Origin of the sequence: Streptomyces sp. NPDC059696 (assembly GCF_042733745.1) — a bacterium.
Taxonomy (GTDB): Bacteria; Actinomycetota; Actinomycetes; order Streptomycetales; family Streptomycetaceae; genus Streptomyces.
The window spans coordinates 78,490-95,922 of sequence record NZ_JBHWFG010000008.1 but is presented as its reverse complement, the minus strand read 5'-3'; the positions used below and the strand labels follow the sequence as shown (position 1 = coordinate 95,922).

The window sequence follows — 17,433 nt, the reverse complement described above, 5'->3', positions numbered from 1 at the left end:
CGGCGGGTGAGCCCTTCGATCATGAAATCTTGCTGAACCGCCGTTCAGGCTCAGCGGGCCGGCAGGCTGGAGCGGCGGACCACCAGCTCGGGCTGGAGGACGACTCTGCGGTGCTCGTGTGCGCGGGCCGCGCCCTCCTCCTCTGTCTCCTCCAGGAGCAGCTCGGCGGCCAGGGCGCCCATCGTGACGGCGGGCTGGCGTACCGAGGTGAGCGGGACGGCCGCGGCGGCGGCGAACTCGATGTCGTCGTAGCCGACGATGGCGAGGTCGTCGGGGACACCGACACCGGCCGCGTACATGGCCTGCAGGACGCCGAGGGCGAGGAGGTCGTTGGCGCAGAACACGGCGGTGGGCCGGTCGGCCAGCCCGAGCAGCCGGGCCCCGGCGTCCCGCCCCGCGGCGACGTCCAGCCGTTCGGTCGGCAGCTCACGCAGCGCGTCGGGGCCGAGCCCGGCCTCGGCGAGTGCTTCGAGGGCGCCGGTGCGGCGGTCGCTGACCTGGTTCAGCCCGGGCGGGCCGCTGACGTAGGCGAGGGAGCGGTGCCCGGCGTCGACGAGGTGGCGTACGGCCAGGGCGCCGCCCGCCACGTCGTCGACGGAGACCGAGCACTCGGTGGTGCCCTCGGCGACCCGGTCGACCAGGACGAACGGGATGCCGTGCCGGCGGAACGCCGCGATGTTGCGGCCGGTCGCGTCGGCCGGGGTGAGCAGCACGCCCCGCACCCGCTGCTCGGCGAAGAGCGCCAGGTACTCGGCTTCCTCGCCGGGGTTCTGGGCGCTGTTGCAGACCATGACACCGAGCCCGGCCTGCCGGGCGGCGCGTTCGGCGCCGCGCGCGACGTCGACGAAGAAGGGGTTGCCCATGTCGAGGACGAGCAGCCCCATGATGCGGCTGCGGCCCGCGCGCAGCTGACGTGCGGACTCGCTGCGGACGTACCCGAGCCGGTCGATCGCGGACAGCACCCGGGCCCGGGTCTCGGTCGCGACCGTGTCCGGGCGGTTGATCACGTTCGAGACCGTGCCGACGGAGACTCCGGCGACGCGGGCGACGTCCTTGATACCCACCGACTGGGCCATCGGGCAGGGACCTCCAGGGGGAGACGAGGGGCGGCGGCCGGGGCGGCTTCACATTACCGGCACCCGCACCGGAGACCGGCCGCGGTCAGGCGGGCAGACGGAAGTCCGTCACATGCAGCGCCGAAGGGGTCGTCCCGCTGGACTTCTCCTGGTACATGAACGAGAGCACCCCGTCCTGCGCGACCCGTGTCTCGTCGATGACGACCTCGCCGAAGGCGTTCAGGCCACTGCCGTCGAAGAGGATCCTCCAGTCCGTGTACCCCGATGCGGCGGAGGCCGCGGCGATCCGGCCGAACGGGAAGACCGCGTACGCGTTGTCGTACCTGTCCAGGATGAGCTTGGTGCGCTGGCTGGAGTTCAGCGGGACCGGTATCTCGGTCTTCTGCCAGGTGCCGGCGGCGTTCTTGCGCAGGTGGAAGGCGCGGCCGTTGGCGGTCCGGTCGGCCACGTAGTTCGTGGTGCACCGGCCGAAGCGGCCGGGCACGTAGGAGATGATCGCGTGCGGCCGGCCCGCGGAGTCGGTGAACTGGCTCTCCTGGTTCATCAGGGAGTGGTCCGGGTTGAGCGGGTCGATCACCAGGCCGGCGTCGGTCACGGACACCTTGTCGGAGCCCCCGGTGACGCCGATGACGGTGCCGGCGTCGTTGCGCCAGGTGCGGCCCCGGTCGTCGGAGTGGACGTAGCCGGTGTCGTGGTTGGTGATGCCGCCGCCGCTGCACATCACGGCGTTGTTCTGCTCGCGCCAGGTGAAGAGGGCGTGCAGCCGGCCGTTCCGGTCGTAGTCGATGCCGTGCAGGTACATGTTGCGGGCCGTCGAGGAGCCGTGCTCGCTGGTGTACGTGCCGGTGGAGCTCGACCACTCGCCGAGGTCGGTCCACGTGGTGCCGTCGTACTCGGCGAGGGCGTTGCGGCCGTTGCCGGAGACGGCGACGCGGTAGCTCAGCTGGAGCTTGCCGTCGGGCGTCGACACGAACTGCGGATAGGTGAACCGGGAGGTCAGCGCCAGTCCGTCCAGGGTGGACTGCGGCGCCCCGAAGCGGCCGGCGGTCCAGCTCAGCCCGCCGGGGTTGTCCATGAGCCCGGCGACCGACGTGACGTAGGTGAAGCCGTCGCTGTGGGAGTCCATGGTGAGGTGCAGCCGGCCGTCGACCTCGGACACGCCCATGGAGATGACGTTGTGGGAGTCGTCGGCCTTGAGGGTGTGGCCGACCTCGACCGTGGACCAGGTGCTGCCGCCGAGGGCGCGGCGGCCGACGACGGCGTTGCGGTCCGCGGTGTACCAGACGGCGTACTGGTGGCCCTTGTAGGTGAGCAGACCGTTCTTCTGGAACGCGTTGTTGTTGACCAGCCCGTCGTACGACACGAAGAAGATCGCCTGGTCGTCGAGGGTGGTGGTGCCGGCCCGGGTGACGGAGGGGCCGGGGCCGGCGGCCCGGGCGGTGCCGGAGGCCAGGGCGGGGCTCACCGCCGTCCCCGCGAGGGCGGCGGCCAGCAGGGTGCGTCGGTGCATCTCATGGACTCCATCGTCATGCGAGGTGGAACACTTCCGTGAGCGGTTTCATGGCCTCGTCGGGCAGGGCGCCGTCCAGCGACTCGAAGAACGGCGCCATCTCCGCCTGCCAGCGGGCGTTGACGTCGGTGGCTTCCATGCCGGCCCGGGCGGCCGCGAAGTCCTCGGTCTCCACGTAGCCGACGAGCAGTCCGTCCTCGCGCAGGAACAGCGAGTAGTTGTGCCAGCCGGTCTCCGAGAGTGCCTCCAGCATCTCGGGCCACACCGCGGCGTGCCGCTCGCGGTACTCGTCGAGCCGGTCCGCCCTGACTTTCAGCAGGAAGCACACGCGCTGCATCAACGACTCCCCGGGGTCTAGAAGTTGAACTGGTCGATGTTCTTCGCGTCGAACACGGTCGGCTTGCCGAGGCTGATCACGCCGTCCTTGCCGACGGTGTACTCCCCCATGGAGCCGGCCTCGAAGGTCTCGCCCTCCTTGCCGGTGATCTGCCCGGAGGACAGGGCGACGGCGGTGCGGGCGGCCAGCTCGCCGAGCTTGGCCGGGTCCCACAGCTCGAACGCCTCGACGGTGCCGTTCTTGACGTACTTGCGCATGTCGTTCGGGGTGCCGAGGCCGGTCAGCTTGACCTTGCCCTTGTACTTGGAGCCCGACAGGTACTGGGCGGCGGCCTTGATGCCGACGGTGGTCGGGGAGATGATCCCCTTCAGGTTCGGGTACTCCTGGAGCAGTCCCTGGGTCTGCTGGAAGGACTGCTGGGCGTCGTCGTTGCCGTACGCGGTCTTGACCAGCTTCATGTTCTTGTACTCGGGCTTCTTCAGCTCGTCCTTCATGAAGTCGATCCAGGTGTTCTGGTTGGTCGCGGTCTGCGCGGCGGACAGGATCGCGATCTCGCCCTTGTAGCCGAGCTGCTTCGCGAGCAGTTGCACCTCGGTACGGCCGAGGTCCTCGGCGGAGGCCTGCGAGACGAAGGCGTTGCGGCAGCCGGCCGTCGTGTCGGAGTCGTAGGTGACGACCTTGATGCCGTTCTTCATGGCCTGCTTCAGCGCGGTGCACAGCGCGCCCGGGTCCTGCGCGGACACGGCCATCGCGTCGACCTGCTGCTGCGTGAGGGTGTTGACGTAGGAGACCTGCCCGGCGGTGTCGGTCGCGCTGGACGGCCCCACCTCCTTGTAGCTGGACCCCAGCTCCTTGAGCGCCTTCTCGCCCCCCTTGTCGGCGGAGGTGAAGTACGGGTTGTTGACCTGCTTGGGCAGGAACCCGACGGTGAGGCCCTTCTTGGTGGCCGCGTTCGGATCGGCCTTGCCGGCGGTGGCGGCGGACCCGCCTTCGTTCGCGACGTCCTTCTTGGTGGTGCCGCCGCAGGCGGTGAGGGCCAGGGCGAGGCAGGTGGCGGTGGCGAGGGCCGCGCCGCCGCGGCGGAGGGTTGACTTACGCATGACGGCTTCCTTTGAACGAGGTTGAGGGAGACGCCCCTGCGTTCAGGGGCGCGGGGAACCGCGCGACCAGCCACGAACCGCCGGTCAGCCGGACGATCGAGCGCGCACAACGGCGATCTGCCGAGCCACCCGCGGCCCGAGCACGGACAGCACCAGCAACACACCGGTCACGACGATCTGCGACTGCGCGGAAACGTCCTGGAGGCTCATCACGTTCTGCAAGGCCCCCAGCAGGAACACCCCCGCGATGGCACCGCCCAACGTGCCCTTGCCACCGTCGAAGTCGATCCCGCCGAGCAACACCGCGGCCACGACGGACAGTTCGAGACCTGTGGCGTTGTCGTAGCGCGCACTCGCGTAGTGCAGCGCCCAGAAGATGCCGGTCAGCGAGGCCGTCAGCCCGGTCAGCGTGAACAGGATCAGCTTCTGCCGCTTGACCCGGATCCCGGCGAACCGCGCGGCCTCCTCACTCGCTCCGATCGCGAACAGCGACCGCCCGAACGGCGTGGCGTGCAGCGCGACCACGGCGATGGCGAGCAGGACGAGGAACGGCAGGAAGGCGTACGGGACGAACGTGTCGCCGATCCGCCCGGCCGCGAAGTCCAGGTACTGCGTGGGGAAGTCGGTCACCGCGTCGGAGCCGAGCACGATCTGCGCGATGCCCCGGTAGGCGGCGAGGGTGCCGATGGTCACGGCGAGGGACGGCAGCCCGAGCCTGGTCACCAGCAGCCCGTTGACCAGCCCGCACACCACACCCAGCAGCAGGCAGACGGGGATGATCGTCTCGATGGCCATGCCCTGGTTCCACAGGGCGCCCATCACGGCACCGGACAGGCCGGCCGTCGACGCCACCGACAGGTCGATCTCGCCGGAGACCACCAGCAGGGTCATCGGCAGGGCGATCAGCGCGATGGGCAGGGCGTTGCCGATGAGGAACGACAGGTTGAGCGCGTTGCCGAACCCGTCGACGAAGCCGAAGGAGAACAGCAGGACCACGACGAGCAGGGCGCCGACCACCGTGTCCCAGCGGACCGCGCGGATCGGGGAGATGTCAGCCACGGCGGGCGCTCCTCTTCTTCAGGGCGGATGCCACACGCAGCGCGACGATCCGGTCGACCGCGATCGCGAGGATGAGCAGGATGCCGTTGATCGCGAGCACCCAGACGGAGCTGACGCCGAGGGCGGGCAGCATGCTGTTGACGGAGGTCAGCACCAGGGCACCGAGGGCGGCGCCGTACACACTGCCCGAGCCGCCGGTGAAGACGACGCCGCCGACCACGACCGCGCTGACGACGGTCAGTTCGTAGCCGTTGCCGGTGCCGGAGTCGACATTGCCGAAGCGGGCCAGGTACATCGCGCCGGCGAGTCCCGCGAGGGCGCCGCAGAAGGTGTACGCGACGAGGATCCGCTTGCGGACGGGGATGCCGGCGAGGCGGGCGGCCTCCGGGTTGGAGCCGAGCGCGTACAGCTCGCGGCCGCTGCCGAAGTGCTTGAGGTAGTAGGCGGTGGCGACGAGGACCACCAGCGCGATCAGTGCCAGGTAGGGCACCGCCGAGATGCCGCCGGAGCCGAAGTCGACGAACCCACCGGGCAGATCGGCCGCGGTGATCTGGCGTGAGCCGACCCAGATGGAGTCGATGCCGCGGATGATGTACAGCGTGCCGAGGGTGACGACGAGCGCGGGCACCTGGCCGAGGCTGACGAGCAGCCCGTTGAGCAGTCCGAAGCCGACTCCGAGCAGCACGGCCAGCGCGACCGCGACGACGGGGTTTCCGCCGCCCTGGAGATACGTGCCGGCGGCGAACGCGCTGATGCCGAGGGTGGATCCGACGGACAGGTCGACGTTGCGGGTGATGACGACGAGCGACTGGCCGGTGGCGACCAGGACGAGGATCGTCGCGTTCAGCAGCAGGTCCTTGACGCCCTGCTCGGAGAGGAACTCGCTGTTGCCCGCCTGGGTGACGCCGATCATCACCAGGAAGACGAGCAGGATGGCGAGTTCGCGCATCCTGAAGACGCGGTCGGCCAGCCGGGTGCCGCTCGACCTGGGCACGTCGGCCGCGGGGGCCTCGTGCGGGGTGACGACCGTCATGCGGCGACCCTCCCGGTGGCCGCGGCCATCACGGTTTCCTCGGTGGCGGCGGAGCGGGGTATCTCGGCGGTGAGCCGGCCCTCGTGCATCACCAGCACGCGGTCGGCCATGCCGAGGATCTCGGGCAGGTCGGAGGAGATCATCAGGACGGCCACACCGTCGGCGGCCAGTTGTGACAGCAGCCGGTGCACCTCGGCCTTGGTGCCGACGTCGATGCCGCGGGTCGGTTCGTCGACGATGAGCACCTTCGGTCCGGTGGCCAGCCACTTGGCGAGGACGACCTTCTGCTGGTTGCCGCCGGAGAGCGTGCTGACCGTGTCGGCGATCCGGGCGTACTTCACCTGGAGCTTGACGGCCCAGTCGAGGGAGCGGCTGCGCTCGGCGCCGCGGTCCATCAGCCCGGCCCTCACCGTCGTCCGCAGCCCCGTGAGGCCGATGTTGCGCTCGATGGACATGTTCATCACCAGGCCCTGGGCGCGCCGGTCCTCCGGGACCAGGGCGAGTCCGGCGGCCATGGCGGTGGAGGGGGCGCCGTTCACCAGCGCCGTGCCGCGGACCGAGACCTCACCGGCGTCCCAGCGGTCGACGCCGAACACGGCCCGGGCGACCTCGGTGCGTCCGGCGCCGACGAGTCCGGCCAGTCCGACGATCTCGCCGTGCCGGACGTCGAAGGACACGTCGGTGAAGACTCCCTCGCGGGTCAGCCGGCGCACGCTCAGGGCGGCGTCGCCCGGCGTCACGTCCTGCTTGGGGTAGAGCTCGTCGAGGTCGCGGCCGACCATGCGGCGCACCAGGTCGTCCTCGGTCATGCCGTCCAGGGGCTCGCTCGCGATCCGGGCGCCGTCGCGCAGGGTGGTGACCCGTCGGCAGATCTCGAAGATCTCTTCCAGCCGGTGGGAGATGAAGAGGACGGCGGCTCCCTGGTCGCGCAGGGTGCGGACGACGCCGAAGAGGCGGGCGACCTCGCTGCCGGTGAGGGCGGCCGTCGGCTCGTCCATGATCAGGACGCGGGCGTCGAAGGAGAGGGCCTTGGCGATCTCGACGATCTGCTGGTCGGCGATGGACAGGCCGCGGGCGGGCCGGTCGGGGTCGAGTTCGACGCCGAGGCGCTTCATCAGGGCGGCGGTCGCGTCGTGGGTGGCCTTGTGGTCGATCCGGCCGAGGGTGCGGCGGGGCCGGCGGCCCATGTAGATGTTCTCGGCGATCGACAGGTCGGGGAAGAGCGTGGGCTCCTGGTAGATCACGGCGATGCCGGCGTCGCGGGCGGCGCCGGGTCCGTGGAAGGTGACGGGCGCACCGTCGAGCAGCACCTGGCCGGCGTCCGGGCGGTGCACGCCGGCGAGGGTCTTGATGAGGGTGGACTTGCCGGCACCGTTCTCACCGGCGAGTGCGTGCACCTCCCCGGGAAAGAGCTCCAGGGAGACGTCCCGCAGTGCGCGGACCGCGCCGAAGGACTTGGAGACGTCCCTCAGTGCGAGAACCGGGGCCGGACCCGTGGTGGACGGGTGGGTCATGAGGGCTCCTCGACGACGCCGGCGGGTCGGCCCTCCTGGCGTCGTGAAAGGTTTCAACTGGGTTGCCGGGACGTTAGGCGGGCCGCGCATGTCACGTCAATGGGTTCCGGTCGAAAAAGTTTCGGGGCTGGAGGGAGTACCAATGGCCGGGTGGGAGTCGCGGGCGACCGTCTCGCCCGGAGGGGTTGACACCCCTTCGGGGGGCCCATAGCTTCGCGTTCTGAATCGTTTCATTCAGCGGTCGTCACGACCCGATGTCACAGGAGCCTGACGTGACCGAGCTCGCCGCGGCGAAGGCCGCTCTCAAGACACAGGCCGTCGAGACGCCGTCGTGGGCGTACGGGAACTCGGGCACGCGATTCAAGGTCTTCGCACAGGAGGGCGTCCCGCGCACCCCGTTCGAGAAGCTGGACGACGCGGCGAAGGTGCACGAGTTCACCGGGGTCGCCCCGACGGTGGCCCTGCACATTCCGTGGGACGAGGTCGACGACTACGCGGCCCTGGCGAAGCACGCCGAGCAGCGGGGCGTGCGGCTCGGGGCGATCAACTCCAACACCTTCCAGGACGACGCCTACAAGCTCGGGAGCATCTGCCATCCGGAGGCCTCCGTGCGGCGCAAGGCCGTCGACCACCTGCTGGAGTGCGTCGACATCATGGATGCGACGGGCTCGACGGATCTGAAGCTGTGGTTCGCCGACGGGACGAACTATCCCGGCCAGGACGACATCCGGGGCCGGCAGGACCGGCTGGCCGAGGGGCTCGCCGAGGTCTACGAGCGGCTCGGGGACGGGCAGCGGATGCTGCTGGAGTACAAGTTCTTCGAGCCGGCGTTCTACACGACGGACGTGCCGGACTGGGGCACCGCCTACGCCCACTGCCTGAAGCTCGGCCCCAAGGCGCAGGTCGTCGTCGACACGGGGCATCACGCGCCGGGCACCAACATCGAGTTCATCGTGGCGACGCTGCTGCGGGAGGGGAAGCTCGGCGGGTTCGACTTCAACTCGCGGTTCTACGCGGACGACGACCTGATGGTCGGGGCGGCGGATCCCTTCCAGCTGTTCCGGATCATGTACGAGGTCGTGCGGGGCGGTGGGTTCACGCCCGGGGTCGCGTTCATGCTCGACCAGTGCCACAACATCGAGGCGAAGATCCCGGCGATCATCCGGTCGGTGATGAACGTGCAGGAGGCCACGGCGAAGGCGCTGCTGGTCGATCGTGACGCGCTGGGGGCGGCGCAGCGCGGTGGGGACGTGCTGGAGGCCCATGCGGTGCTGATGGACGCGTACAACACGGATGTGCGGCCGCTGCTGCGTGACGTGCGGGAGGAGATGGGGCTGGACCCCGACCCCGTCGCGGCGTACCGGCGTTCGGGGTGGGGCGAGAAGATCGTCGCCGAGCGGGTGGGCGGGCAGCAGGCGGGGTGGGGTGCGTAGGCGTCTGCCGAGATCCGTCGTCCGCGGGGTGCGGGTCGTCCGTGGCTGATCGCGCAGTTCCCCGCGCCCCTGCCGTACACACCCTCCGTTGCAAAGGAACTGTTCATGGCTGTACATCCCGAAGCCGCCGCTCTGCTCGCCCGGTCGCATCGGCTCGGGGCCGATCCCCGGAACACGAACTACGCGGGCGGCAACGCCTCCGCCAAGGCCACCGGGACCGACCCCGTCACCGGCGGGGACGTCGAGCTGATGTGGGTCAAGGGATCCGGTGGGGATCTCGGGACGCTGACCGAGGGCGGCCTCGCCGTGCTGCGGCTGGACCGGATGCGGGCGCTGGCCGACGTCTATCCGGGGCCCGAGCGCGAGGACGAGATGGTGGCCGCGTTCGACTACTGCCTGCACGGGAAGGGCGGGGCGGCGCCGTCCATCGACACCGCCATGCACGGGCTCGTCGAGGCCGCGCACGTCGATCATCTGCATCCGGACTCGGGGATCGCGCTGGCCTGTGCCGCCGACGGGGAGAAGCTGACCGCCGAGTGCTTCGGCGACAGCGTGGTGTGGGTGCCGTGGCGGCGGCCGGGGTTCCAGCTGGGGCTGGACATCGCCGCCGTGCAGAAGGCCAATCCGCAGGCCGTCGGGTGCGTTCTCGGCGGGCACGGGATCACCGCCTGGGGGGACACCTCCGAGGAGTGCGAGCGGAACTCGCTGCACATCATCCGCACCGCCGAGCGGTTCCTCGCCGAGCGGGGCAGGGCCGAGCCCTTCGGGCCCGTGATCGAGGGGTACACCGCGCTGAGCGCCGGTGAGCGGCGGGAGCGGGCCGCCGCGCTCGCCCCGCACGTGCGGGCCCTCGCCTCGCAGGACCGGCCCCAGGTGGGGCACTTCGACGACTCCGACATCGTCCTCGGCTTCCTCGCGAGCGCCGAGCACCCGCGGCTCGCCGCGCTCGGGACCTCCTGCCCGGACCACTTCCTGCGCACCAAGGTCCGGCCGCTGGTCCTGGACCTGCCGCCGAACGCCCCGCTGGAGGAGGCGGTCGCGCGGCTGAAGGAGCTGCACGCCGAGTACCGCGAGGAGTACGCCGCCTACTACCGGCGGCACGCCGAGCCCGGCTCCCCCGCCCTGCGCGGCGCCGACCCGGCGATCGTGCTGATCCCGGGGATCGGCATGTTCTCCTTCGGCAGGGACAAGCAGACCGCCCGGGTCGCGGGCGAGTTCTACGTCAACGCCATCAACGTGATGCGCGGGGCCGAGTCCGTGTCCACGTACGCGCCGATCGAGGAGTCCGAGAAGTTCCGCATCGAGTACTGGGCGCTGGAGGAGGCCAAGCTCCGGCGGATGCCGCAGCCGAAGGCGCTGGCGACCCGGGTGGCGCTGGTGACGGGTGCCGGCAGCGGCATCGGCAGGGCCATCGCACACCGGCTCGTGGCCGAGGGCGCCTGCGTGGTCGTCGCCGACCTCCACGCGGGCAACGCCGCCGCCGTCGCCGAGGAGCTGGGCGGGCCCGACCAGGCCGTCGCCGTGACGGTGGACGTCACCTCCGAGGAGCAGATCACCGAGGCGTTCCGCGAGGCCGTGCTGGCCTTCGGCGGCGTGGACCTCGTCGTCAACAACGCGGGCATCTCGGTCTCCAAGCCGCTGCTGGAGACCTCCACCGAGGACTGGGACCTCCAGCACGACATCATGGCGCGCGGCTCCTTCCTCGTGTCGCGGGAGGCGGCCCGGGTGATGATCGCCCAGGGGCTGGGCGGCGACATCGTCTACATCGCCTCGAAGAACGCCGTGTTCGCCGGTCCCCACAACATCGCCTACTCCGCCACCAAGGCCGACCAGGCCCACCAGGTGCGGCTGCTCGCGGCCGAGCTCGGCGAGCACGGCATCCGCGTCAACGGCGTCAACCCGGACGGTGTGGTGCGCGGCTCGGGGATCTTCGCCGGCGGGTGGGGAGCCCAGCGGGCCGCCGTGTACGGGGTGGAGGAGGAGAAGCTGGGCGAGTTCTACGCGCAGCGCACCATCCTCAAGCGGGAGGTGCTCCCCGAGCACGTGGCCAACGCCGTCTTCGCGCTGACCGGTGGGGACCTCACCCATACGACGGGTCTGCACATCCCGGTCGACGCCGGCGTCGCCGCCGCGTTTCTGCGATGAGCACGAGGGTGACGTCGTACGCCGCGGTCGACCTCGGCGCGTCGAGCGGGCGTGTCATGGTCGGCCGGGTCGGACGCGCCTCGCTGGAACTGAGCGAGGCCCACCGTTTCCCCAACCGGCCGGTGCGTGTGCCCGAGGGGCTGCGCTGGGACGTGCTCGGCCTGTACGCCGGAGTCCTGGACGGGCTGCGGGCAGCGGGGCAGGTCGGCTCCGTCGGCATCGACAGCTGGGCCGTGGACTACGGACTGCTCGACGAGGACGGGGCGCTGCTGGGCAACCCCGTGCACTACCGCGACGCCCGGACGGAGGGTGTCGCGCAGAAGGTGTGGGCGACGGTGCCCGCCGCGGAGCTGTACGCCGCGACCGGGTTGCAGGACGCGCCCTTCAACACCCTGTACCAGCTGACCGCCGCCCGGTCGACGGCCCGACTCGCCCAGGCCCGGCGGCTGCTGCTGATGCCGGACCTGCTGACGTACTGGCTGACCGGCGAGCAGGGCACGGAACTCACCAACGCCTCCACGACCCAGCTGATCGACCCGCGCACCCGCGACTGGGCGTACGGTGTCGCCGAGCGCCTCGGGATCGACCTCGGGCTGTTCGCTCCCCTGCGGCGGCCCGGTGATCCGGCGGGGGTGCTGCGGCCGGAGGTGCTGGAGGAGACCGGGCTGGCCGGTCCCGTGCCGGTGACCGCCGTCGGGTCCCACGACACCGCGTCGGCGGTCGCCGCCGTCCCCGCGCCGGACGAGCGGTTCGCCTACATCTGCACCGGCACCTGGTCGCTGGCCGGCCTGGAGCTGACCGCGCCGGTGCTGACCGAGGAGAGCCGGGCCGCCAACTTCACCAATGAGCTGGGGCTGGACGGCACGGTCCGCTACCTGCGCAACATCATGGGGCTGTGGCTGCTCCAGGAGTGCGTACGGGCCTGGGGCGACCCGGATCTCGGTGCGCTGCTGCCGGCGGCGTCCAGGGTGCCGGCGCTGCGGTCGGTGGTGGACGCGGGCGACGCGGCGTTCCTGGCGCCCGGGCGGATGCCAGAGCGGATCGCCGCGGCGTGCCGGGCCTCGGGGCAGCCGGTGCCCGAGTCGCCGGCCGAGGTGACGCGCTGCATCCTCGACTCCCTGGCCCTCGCGCACCGCAGGGCCGTCCAGGACGCCCAGCGGCTCGCCGGGCACCCGGTCGACGTCGTGCACGTGGTCGGCGGCGGTACGCGCAACGCCCTGCTGTGCCAGCTCACGGCCGACGCGTGCGGTCTGCCGGTGGTGGCCGGGCCCACCGAGGCGGCGGCGCTGGGGAACGTCCTGGTCCAGGCACGCGCGGACGGGCTGGTCGGTGACCTGGCCGCAATGCGGCGGCTGCTCGTCCACACGCAGCCGCTCACCCGCTACGAGCCCCGGGGCGGAACCGAGCGGTGGGACGCCGCGCAGGCCCGGCTCGCCGGGCACTGACAGGGGCCTCCCCCGGGCCGTGACCGCCCACTACGCTGCACACGTCCGATGATCGAGCACAAGGAGCCGCGATGCGTGTCGCCCTGTTCCTGACCTGCGTCAACGACACGCTGTATCCGGCCACCGGGCGCGCCGTGGTGAAACTGCTGACCAGACTGGGTGTGGACGTCGACTTCCCGATGGCGCAGACCTGCTGCGGGCAGGCGCACTACAACACCGGCTACCGCCATGAGGCCGAGCCGCTCGCCCGGCACTTCTCCGATGTCTTCGGTGCCTACGAGGCGATCGTGACGCCCTCCGGGTCGTGCGGGGCGATGGTCCGGGAGCTGTATCCGCGGATGGGCGAGCGGGCCCGGGCGGAGGGGCGTGGGGACACCCTCGCGGCCACGCTGGCGCCGGTGGTGCCCAAGACGTACGAGCTGACCGAGTTCCTCGTCGATGTGCTGGGGGTGACGGACGTCGGGGCGTACTACCCGCACAGGGTGACCTACCACCCGACCTGCCACGGGCTGCGCGGGCTCGGGCTCGGTGAGCGGCCGCGGCGGCTGCTGCGGTCGGTGAAGGGGCTGGAGCTCGTCGAACTGCCGGGCGCCGACGAGTGCTGCGGGTTCGGCGGCACCTTCGCGCTGAAGAACCCGGACGTCTCGGCGGCGATGGGCACCGACAAGGTGCGCAACGCCGAGTCGACGGGCGCCGAGGTGCTGTGCGCGGCCGACAACTCCTGCCTGATGCACATCGGCGGGACGATGACCCGGCTGCGGACCGGCATGCGGCCGGTGCACATCGCGGAGATCCTGGCGAGCACGGAGGAGGAACCGGCCGTATGAGCGGGACGTATCTCGGCATGCCGGCGTTTCCGGAGGCCGCGCGGGAGGCCGTGGCGAACACCACTTTGCGCGGCAATCTGCGGCACGCCACGCACACCATCCGGGCCAAGCGGGCGAAGGCCGTCGCGGAGGTGTCCGACTGGGCCCGTCTGCGCGAGGCGGGCAAGCGGATCAAGGACCACACCCTGCGTCATCTCGACCGCTATCTCGTGCAGTTGGAGGAGTCGGTCACGGCGGCGGGCGGCGTCGTGCACTGGGCCGCCGACGCGGACGAGGCCAACAAGATCGTCACCCACCTCGTGAAGACGACAGGCGAGTCGGAGGTCGTCAAGGTCAAGTCGATGGCCACGCAGGAGATCGGGCTCAACGAGGCGCTTGAGGCCGAGGGCATCCGCGCCTACGAGACCGATCTCGCCGAGCTGATCGTGCAGCTGGGCAAGGACCGTCCCTCGCACATCCTCGTCCCGGCCATCCACCGCAACCGCGGCGAGATCCGGGACGTCTTCGCCCGCGAGATGAGCGCGTGGGGCCGCCCCGCCCCCGAGGGCCTGACCGACTCCCCGGCCGAACTCGCCGAAGCCGCCCGCCTGCACCTGCGGGAGAAGTTCCTGCGGGCCAAGGTCGGCATCTCCGGCGCCAACTTCATGGTCGCCGAGACGGGCACGCTGGTGGTCGTGGAGTCCGAGGGCAACGGCCGGATGTGCCTGACCCTGCCCGAGACGCTGATCTCGGTCGTCGGCATCGAGAAGGTCGTGCCGACATGGCGGGACCTGGAGGTCTTCCTGCAGACACTCCCCCGCTCCTCGACCGCCGAGCGCATGAACCCGTACACCTCCACCTGGACCGGCACGACCGATCGGGACGGCCCGAGCACCTTCCATCTGGTGCTGCTCGACAACGGCCGCACCGACACCCTCGCCGACGAGGTGGGCCGGCAGGCACTGCGCTGCATCCGCTGCTCGGCCTGCCTCAACGTCTGCCCGGTGTACGAACGGGCCGGCGGCCACGCCTACGGCTCGGTGTACCCGGGTCCGATCGGCGCGATCCTCAGTCCGCAACTGCGGGGCACGGGCAGCGAGATCGACGCCTCCCTGCCGTACGCCTCGTCGCTGTGCGGGGCGTGTTACGAGGTGTGTCCGGTCGCCATCGACATCCCCGAGGTGCTGGTGCATCTGCGGGAGCGGGTGGTGCAGGGCGGTGAGGTCACGCGGGCGGGCAACAAAGTGGTGCTGCGGCCCGCGAAGGGGCATGCCGCCGAGCGGGCGGCGATGCGCGCGGCGCGCTGGGCGTTCTCGCACGCGGGCGCGCTGCGCGCCGGCCAGCGCGCCGCCTCCCGGACCCGCCGCTTCCATCCCCGGACGCTGCCCGGTCCGGGCAGGGCCTGGAGCGGGAGCCGGGATCTGCCCCCGGTCCCCGCCGAACCGTTCCGGGACTGGTGGCAGCGCACGCGCGGCGGGAAGGGCGGAGCCGAGTGAACAGCAGGGAACGGATCCTGGGGCGGGTCCGGCGCGCGCTGGCGGACGCACCGGCCGACGAGGCGCCGATCGCGCGGGACTACCTGCGCGAGCACGGGCAGCGGACCGTCGCGCAGACGGTGGAACTGCTCGCCGAGAACCTGGCGGACTACCGGGCTCTCGTGCACCGCACGGACGCCGGCGGGCTGGCCGCCCTGATCGCGGGGCTGCTGGAGAACCACGGATCGGCGTCGGTGCTGGTGCCGCCCGGGCTGGACGAGGGGTGGCTCGCCGCGACCCGGGTGGCACGGGTGGCGGACCGCGCCGAGAGCACCCCGGCCGAACTGGACCGGGTCGACAGTGTGGTGACGGCCTGTGCGGTCGCGATCGCCGAGACCGGCACCCTCGTACTGGACGGCTCACCCGACCAGGGCCGCCGCCGGATCACCCTGGTCCCGGACCACCACATCTGTGTGGTGCGGGTGCCCGATCAGGTCGTGTCGTCCGTGCCGCAGGGGCTCGAACGTCTCGACCCGGCCCGCCCGTCGACGTGGATCTCGGGGCCGTCGGCGACCAGTGACATCGAACTGGACCGGGTCGAGGGGGTGCACGGTCCGCGCATCCTGGAGGTGGTGCTGGTGGATCAGGGCAGGATCGAGTCCACGTAGCCGCCGTCGACCCGCAGGGCACCGCCCGTGGTCGCCGAGGCGTGGTCGGAGGCGAGGTAGACGACCATGTTGGCGATCTCCTCCGGCTCGATCAGCCGCTGGAGCAGCGACTGCGGCCGGTGCTCCCGCATGAACACGCGCTGGGCCTCGTCCCAGGGCAGGTCGCGGTCGACCAGCTGGTAGACGAAGTCCTCGACGCCGCCGGTGTGGGTCGGCCCCGCGATGACCGAGTTCACCGTGACTCCGGTGCCGGCGGCCTGTTTGGCGAAGCCCCGGCTCACCGCGAGCAGGGCGGTCTTGGACATGCCGTAGTGGATCATCTCGGCCGGGATGACCACCGCCGAGTCGCTGGCGACGTTCTGCACCCTCCCCCAGCCGCGTTCGGTCATGCCGGGCAGCACGAGCCGGGTGAGGCGCACCGCGGACAGGACGTTGACGTCGAAGTAGCGGCGCCACTCCTCGTCGCTGATCTCCAGGGGGTCGGCGGACTCGAAGACGCCGAGGTTGTTGACGAGGATGTCCACCTGCCCCAGCGCGTCCACCGCGTGCCGTGCTCCCTCGTCGGTGGTGACGTCGGCGGCGACGGGTACCAGTTCGGCGCCGGGCACGTCACCCCGCATCCGGTCCACGGCGTCCCGCACCCGGTCGGGTGAGCGTCCGTTGACCCCCACCCGGGCGCCCGACCGGGCCAGCCCGGCGGCGATCGCGGCGCCGATGCCCTGCGTGGAACCGGTGACCAGGGCGGTGCGGCCCTTCAGATCGATCTGCATGCGGTCTCAGCCCTCTCCGTACGGGAGTGATCGGGTACCCCGCGGGCGCCGCCGCGTGCGTCCCGCGACACGGGTTCTGGGCCAGTGTGATCACGAGCCCTGTCCCGGCGCGTCGAGGACGGGGCACAGGGCGTGTCGCCGGTGGGCGGGCGGGCACCGACGCCGCCCGCCGGAGCCGTGCAGACGGCACTCCGGAGCCCGGCAGGCCGCACGGCGGCGCCGGGCAGGCGGCGCGCCGGGTCGGGGCTGTGGATGCCGTCCGGTCAGCGGGCGGGGTCACGCGCCTTGCCCCGGTGCGTCGAGGGACGGGGCACAGGGCGTGTCGCCGGTGGGCGCGGCATCGGTGCGGCCGCCGAAGCCCGGCAGGCGGCACGCCGGGCCGGCTGTGGATGCCGTCCGGTTCAGCGGGCGCCGGAGGCGTCAAGCAGCGCGGTCGCGGTCGTCGTGGTCAGACCGTCCAGCGTCTCGATCCCGGCGCCGGCCCGGGCGCTTGCCCCGTCGAAGACCAGCATCAGCTGACGGGCCAGCAGCTCCGCGTCCCGCGCCCCGGTCTCCTCGGCCTGCGTGCGGAAGAAGCCCAGCAGCCACTCCTTGGCCCCGCGGGCCACGGCACTCGCCGGGTGCTCGGGGTCCTTCAGTTCGACCAGGGCGGCGAGATAGGGACAGCCCTGGTAGGCGGACTCGGCGGAGACCTTCTCCAGCCGCTCGAAGACATGCAGGATCCTGTCGCGCGGGCTGCCGTCCTGTTCCCGCGGTTCCGGCGCCAGCCGCTGCTCGTACTCCGGCAGCCGCTTGGCCAGACTCGCCGCGAGGACTTCGTCCTTGCTTCCGAAGAGCTGGTACATGGACCGCTTGGAGACCCCGGCGCTCCGGCACAGCGTCTCGACTCCGAGGGAGACGCCCTCGCGGTAGAACAGCTCGGCCGCCGCGTCGAGGAGCCGGTCCCGGGTGGACGCCTTGTCGGTTGTGGCCATACGGGCGAGGGTACCCGCCCGGCCGCCCCGGGGAAACCGATCGGTTTAACCCGCTGCCCCGGACCGGAGGGCCGCCTGTCCCCCAACA

15 protein-coding genes are annotated in these 17,433 nt (G+C 71.5%); 6 read left to right on the top strand and 9 right to left on the bottom strand.

The window, feature by feature from the left end; all coding sequences use genetic code 11:
* Window positions 1-50: 50 nt before the first annotated feature.
* The 7 genes from ACFV20_RS11115 to ACFV20_RS11085 form a co-directional block, all read right to left on the bottom strand.
* Entirely contained in the window at window positions 51-1,076 is a 1,026-nt protein-coding gene (locus tag ACFV20_RS11115; protein WP_385655061.1) for a LacI family DNA-binding transcriptional regulator, read from the bottom strand.
* An 85-nt stretch (window positions 1,077-1,161) separates the two neighbouring features.
* Complete coding sequence (locus ACFV20_RS11110; RefSeq protein ID WP_385655060.1) at window positions 1,162-2,586, bottom strand: BNR repeat-containing protein; 1,425 nt, start codon at window positions 2,584-2,586, stop codon at window positions 1,162-1,164.
* Between the two features lie 16 nt (window positions 2,587-2,602).
* The gene (locus tag ACFV20_RS11105) at window positions 2,603-2,923 is read right to left on the bottom strand and encodes an L-rhamnose mutarotase (protein WP_385655058.1); all 321 of its coding nucleotides are present in this window, start codon (window positions 2,921-2,923) and stop codon (window positions 2,603-2,605) included.
* Window positions 2,924-2,940: 17 nt separating this feature from the next.
* Window positions 2,941-4,023 (bottom strand): rhamnose ABC transporter substrate-binding protein, encoded by a 1,083-nt coding sequence (rhaS, locus tag ACFV20_RS11100; RefSeq protein WP_385655056.1) that lies wholly within the window; start codon window positions 4,021-4,023, stop codon window positions 2,941-2,943.
* Between the two features lie 84 nt (window positions 4,024-4,107).
* Complete coding sequence (locus tag ACFV20_RS11095; RefSeq protein ID WP_385655054.1) at window positions 4,108-5,082, bottom strand: ABC transporter permease; 975 nt, start codon at window positions 5,080-5,082, stop codon at window positions 4,108-4,110.
* The gene (locus tag ACFV20_RS11090; RefSeq protein WP_385655053.1) at window positions 5,075-6,115 is read right to left on the bottom strand and encodes an ABC transporter permease; all 1,041 of its coding nucleotides are present in this window, start codon (window positions 6,113-6,115) and stop codon (window positions 5,075-5,077) included. The genes ACFV20_RS11095 and ACFV20_RS11090 overlap by 8 nt, the downstream gene beginning before the upstream one ends.
* Complete coding sequence (locus tag ACFV20_RS11085; protein ID WP_385655051.1) at window positions 6,112-7,629, bottom strand: sugar ABC transporter ATP-binding protein; 1,518 nt, start codon at window positions 7,627-7,629, stop codon at window positions 6,112-6,114. The genes ACFV20_RS11090 and ACFV20_RS11085 overlap by 4 nt, the downstream gene beginning before the upstream one ends.
* Window positions 7,630-7,901: 272 nt before the next feature.
* Between ACFV20_RS11085 and rhaI the strand changes: the two genes are divergently transcribed.
* From rhaI to ACFV20_RS11055, 6 genes are all read left to right on the top strand, one after another.
* Window positions 7,902-9,062 carry an L-rhamnose isomerase gene (gene rhaI, locus ACFV20_RS11080; protein ID WP_385655049.1) on the top strand — a complete coding sequence of 387 codons (1,161 nt, stop codon included), beginning with the start codon at window positions 7,902-7,904 and terminating at the stop codon, window positions 9,060-9,062.
* A 105-nt stretch (window positions 9,063-9,167) separates the two neighbouring features.
* The gene (locus ACFV20_RS11075) at window positions 9,168-11,207 is read left to right on the top strand and encodes a bifunctional aldolase/short-chain dehydrogenase (protein WP_385655047.1); all 2,040 of its coding nucleotides are present in this window, start codon (window positions 9,168-9,170) and stop codon (window positions 11,205-11,207) included.
* Window positions 11,204-12,652 (top strand): rhamnulokinase family protein, encoded by a 1,449-nt coding sequence (locus tag ACFV20_RS11070; protein ID WP_385655046.1) that lies wholly within the window; start codon window positions 11,204-11,206, stop codon window positions 12,650-12,652. The genes ACFV20_RS11075 and ACFV20_RS11070 overlap by 4 nt, the downstream gene beginning before the upstream one ends.
* Window positions 12,653-12,723: 71 nt before the next feature.
* The gene (locus ACFV20_RS11065) at window positions 12,724-13,479 is read left to right on the top strand and encodes a (Fe-S)-binding protein (RefSeq protein ID WP_385655045.1); all 756 of its coding nucleotides are present in this window, start codon (window positions 12,724-12,726) and stop codon (window positions 13,477-13,479) included.
* The gene (locus ACFV20_RS11060) at window positions 13,476-14,954 is read left to right on the top strand and encodes a LutB/LldF family L-lactate oxidation iron-sulfur protein (protein WP_385655043.1); all 1,479 of its coding nucleotides are present in this window, start codon (window positions 13,476-13,478) and stop codon (window positions 14,952-14,954) included. The genes ACFV20_RS11065 and ACFV20_RS11060 overlap by 4 nt, the downstream gene beginning before the upstream one ends.
* Window positions 14,951-15,601, top strand: a complete 651-nt coding sequence (locus tag ACFV20_RS11055) for a lactate utilization protein C (RefSeq protein WP_385655041.1) — start codon at window positions 14,951-14,953, stop codon at window positions 15,599-15,601. The genes ACFV20_RS11060 and ACFV20_RS11055 overlap by 4 nt, the downstream gene beginning before the upstream one ends.
* Here the strand turns inward: ACFV20_RS11055 and ACFV20_RS11050 are convergent.
* Both ACFV20_RS11050 and ACFV20_RS11045 read right to left on the bottom strand, forming a co-directional pair.
* Window positions 15,577-16,371 (bottom strand): SDR family NAD(P)-dependent oxidoreductase, encoded by a 795-nt coding sequence (locus tag ACFV20_RS11050; RefSeq protein WP_385655040.1) that lies wholly within the window; start codon window positions 16,369-16,371, stop codon window positions 15,577-15,579. The genes ACFV20_RS11055 and ACFV20_RS11050 overlap by 25 nt on opposite strands.
* A gap of 401 nt (window positions 16,372-16,772) precedes the next feature.
* Window positions 16,773-17,345 (bottom strand): TetR/AcrR family transcriptional regulator, encoded by a 573-nt coding sequence (locus tag ACFV20_RS11045; protein WP_385655038.1) that lies wholly within the window; start codon window positions 17,343-17,345, stop codon window positions 16,773-16,775.
* Window positions 17,346-17,433: the final 88 nt, after the last annotated feature.

Coding starts and splice junctions, on each gene's coding strand:
- ACFV20_RS11115 (WP_385655061.1), bottom strand. CDS start 1,076: ATGGCCCAGTCGGTGGGTATCAAGGACGTCGCCCGCGTCGCCGGAGTC.
- ACFV20_RS11110 (WP_385655060.1), bottom strand. CDS start 2,586: ATGCACCGACGCACCCTGCTGGCCGCCGCCCTCGCGGGGACGGCGGTG.
- ACFV20_RS11105 (WP_385655058.1), bottom strand. CDS start 2,923: ATGCAGCGCGTGTGCTTCCTGCTGAAAGTCAGGGCGGACCGGCTCGAC.
- rhaS (WP_385655056.1), bottom strand. CDS start 4,023: ATGCGTAAGTCAACCCTCCGCCGCGGCGGCGCGGCCCTCGCCACCGCC.
- ACFV20_RS11090 (WP_385655053.1), bottom strand. CDS start 6,115: ATGACGGTCGTCACCCCGCACGAGGCCCCCGCGGCCGACGTGCCCAGG.
- ACFV20_RS11085 (WP_385655051.1), bottom strand. CDS start 7,629: ATGACCCACCCGTCCACCACGGGTCCGGCCCCGGTTCTCGCACTGAGG.
- ACFV20_RS11075 (WP_385655047.1), top strand. CDS start 9,168: ATGGCTGTACATCCCGAAGCCGCCGCTCTGCTCGCCCGGTCGCATCGG.
- ACFV20_RS11070 (WP_385655046.1), top strand. CDS start 11,204: ATGAGCACGAGGGTGACGTCGTACGCCGCGGTCGACCTCGGCGCGTCG.
- ACFV20_RS11065 (WP_385655045.1), top strand. CDS start 12,724: ATGCGTGTCGCCCTGTTCCTGACCTGCGTCAACGACACGCTGTATCCG.
- ACFV20_RS11060 (WP_385655043.1), top strand. CDS start 13,476: ATGAGCGGGACGTATCTCGGCATGCCGGCGTTTCCGGAGGCCGCGCGG.
- ACFV20_RS11050 (WP_385655040.1), bottom strand. CDS start 16,371: ATGCAGATCGATCTGAAGGGCCGCACCGCCCTGGTCACCGGTTCCACG.
- ACFV20_RS11045 (WP_385655038.1), bottom strand. CDS start 17,345: ATGGCCACAACCGACAAGGCGTCCACCCGGGACCGGCTCCTCGACGCG.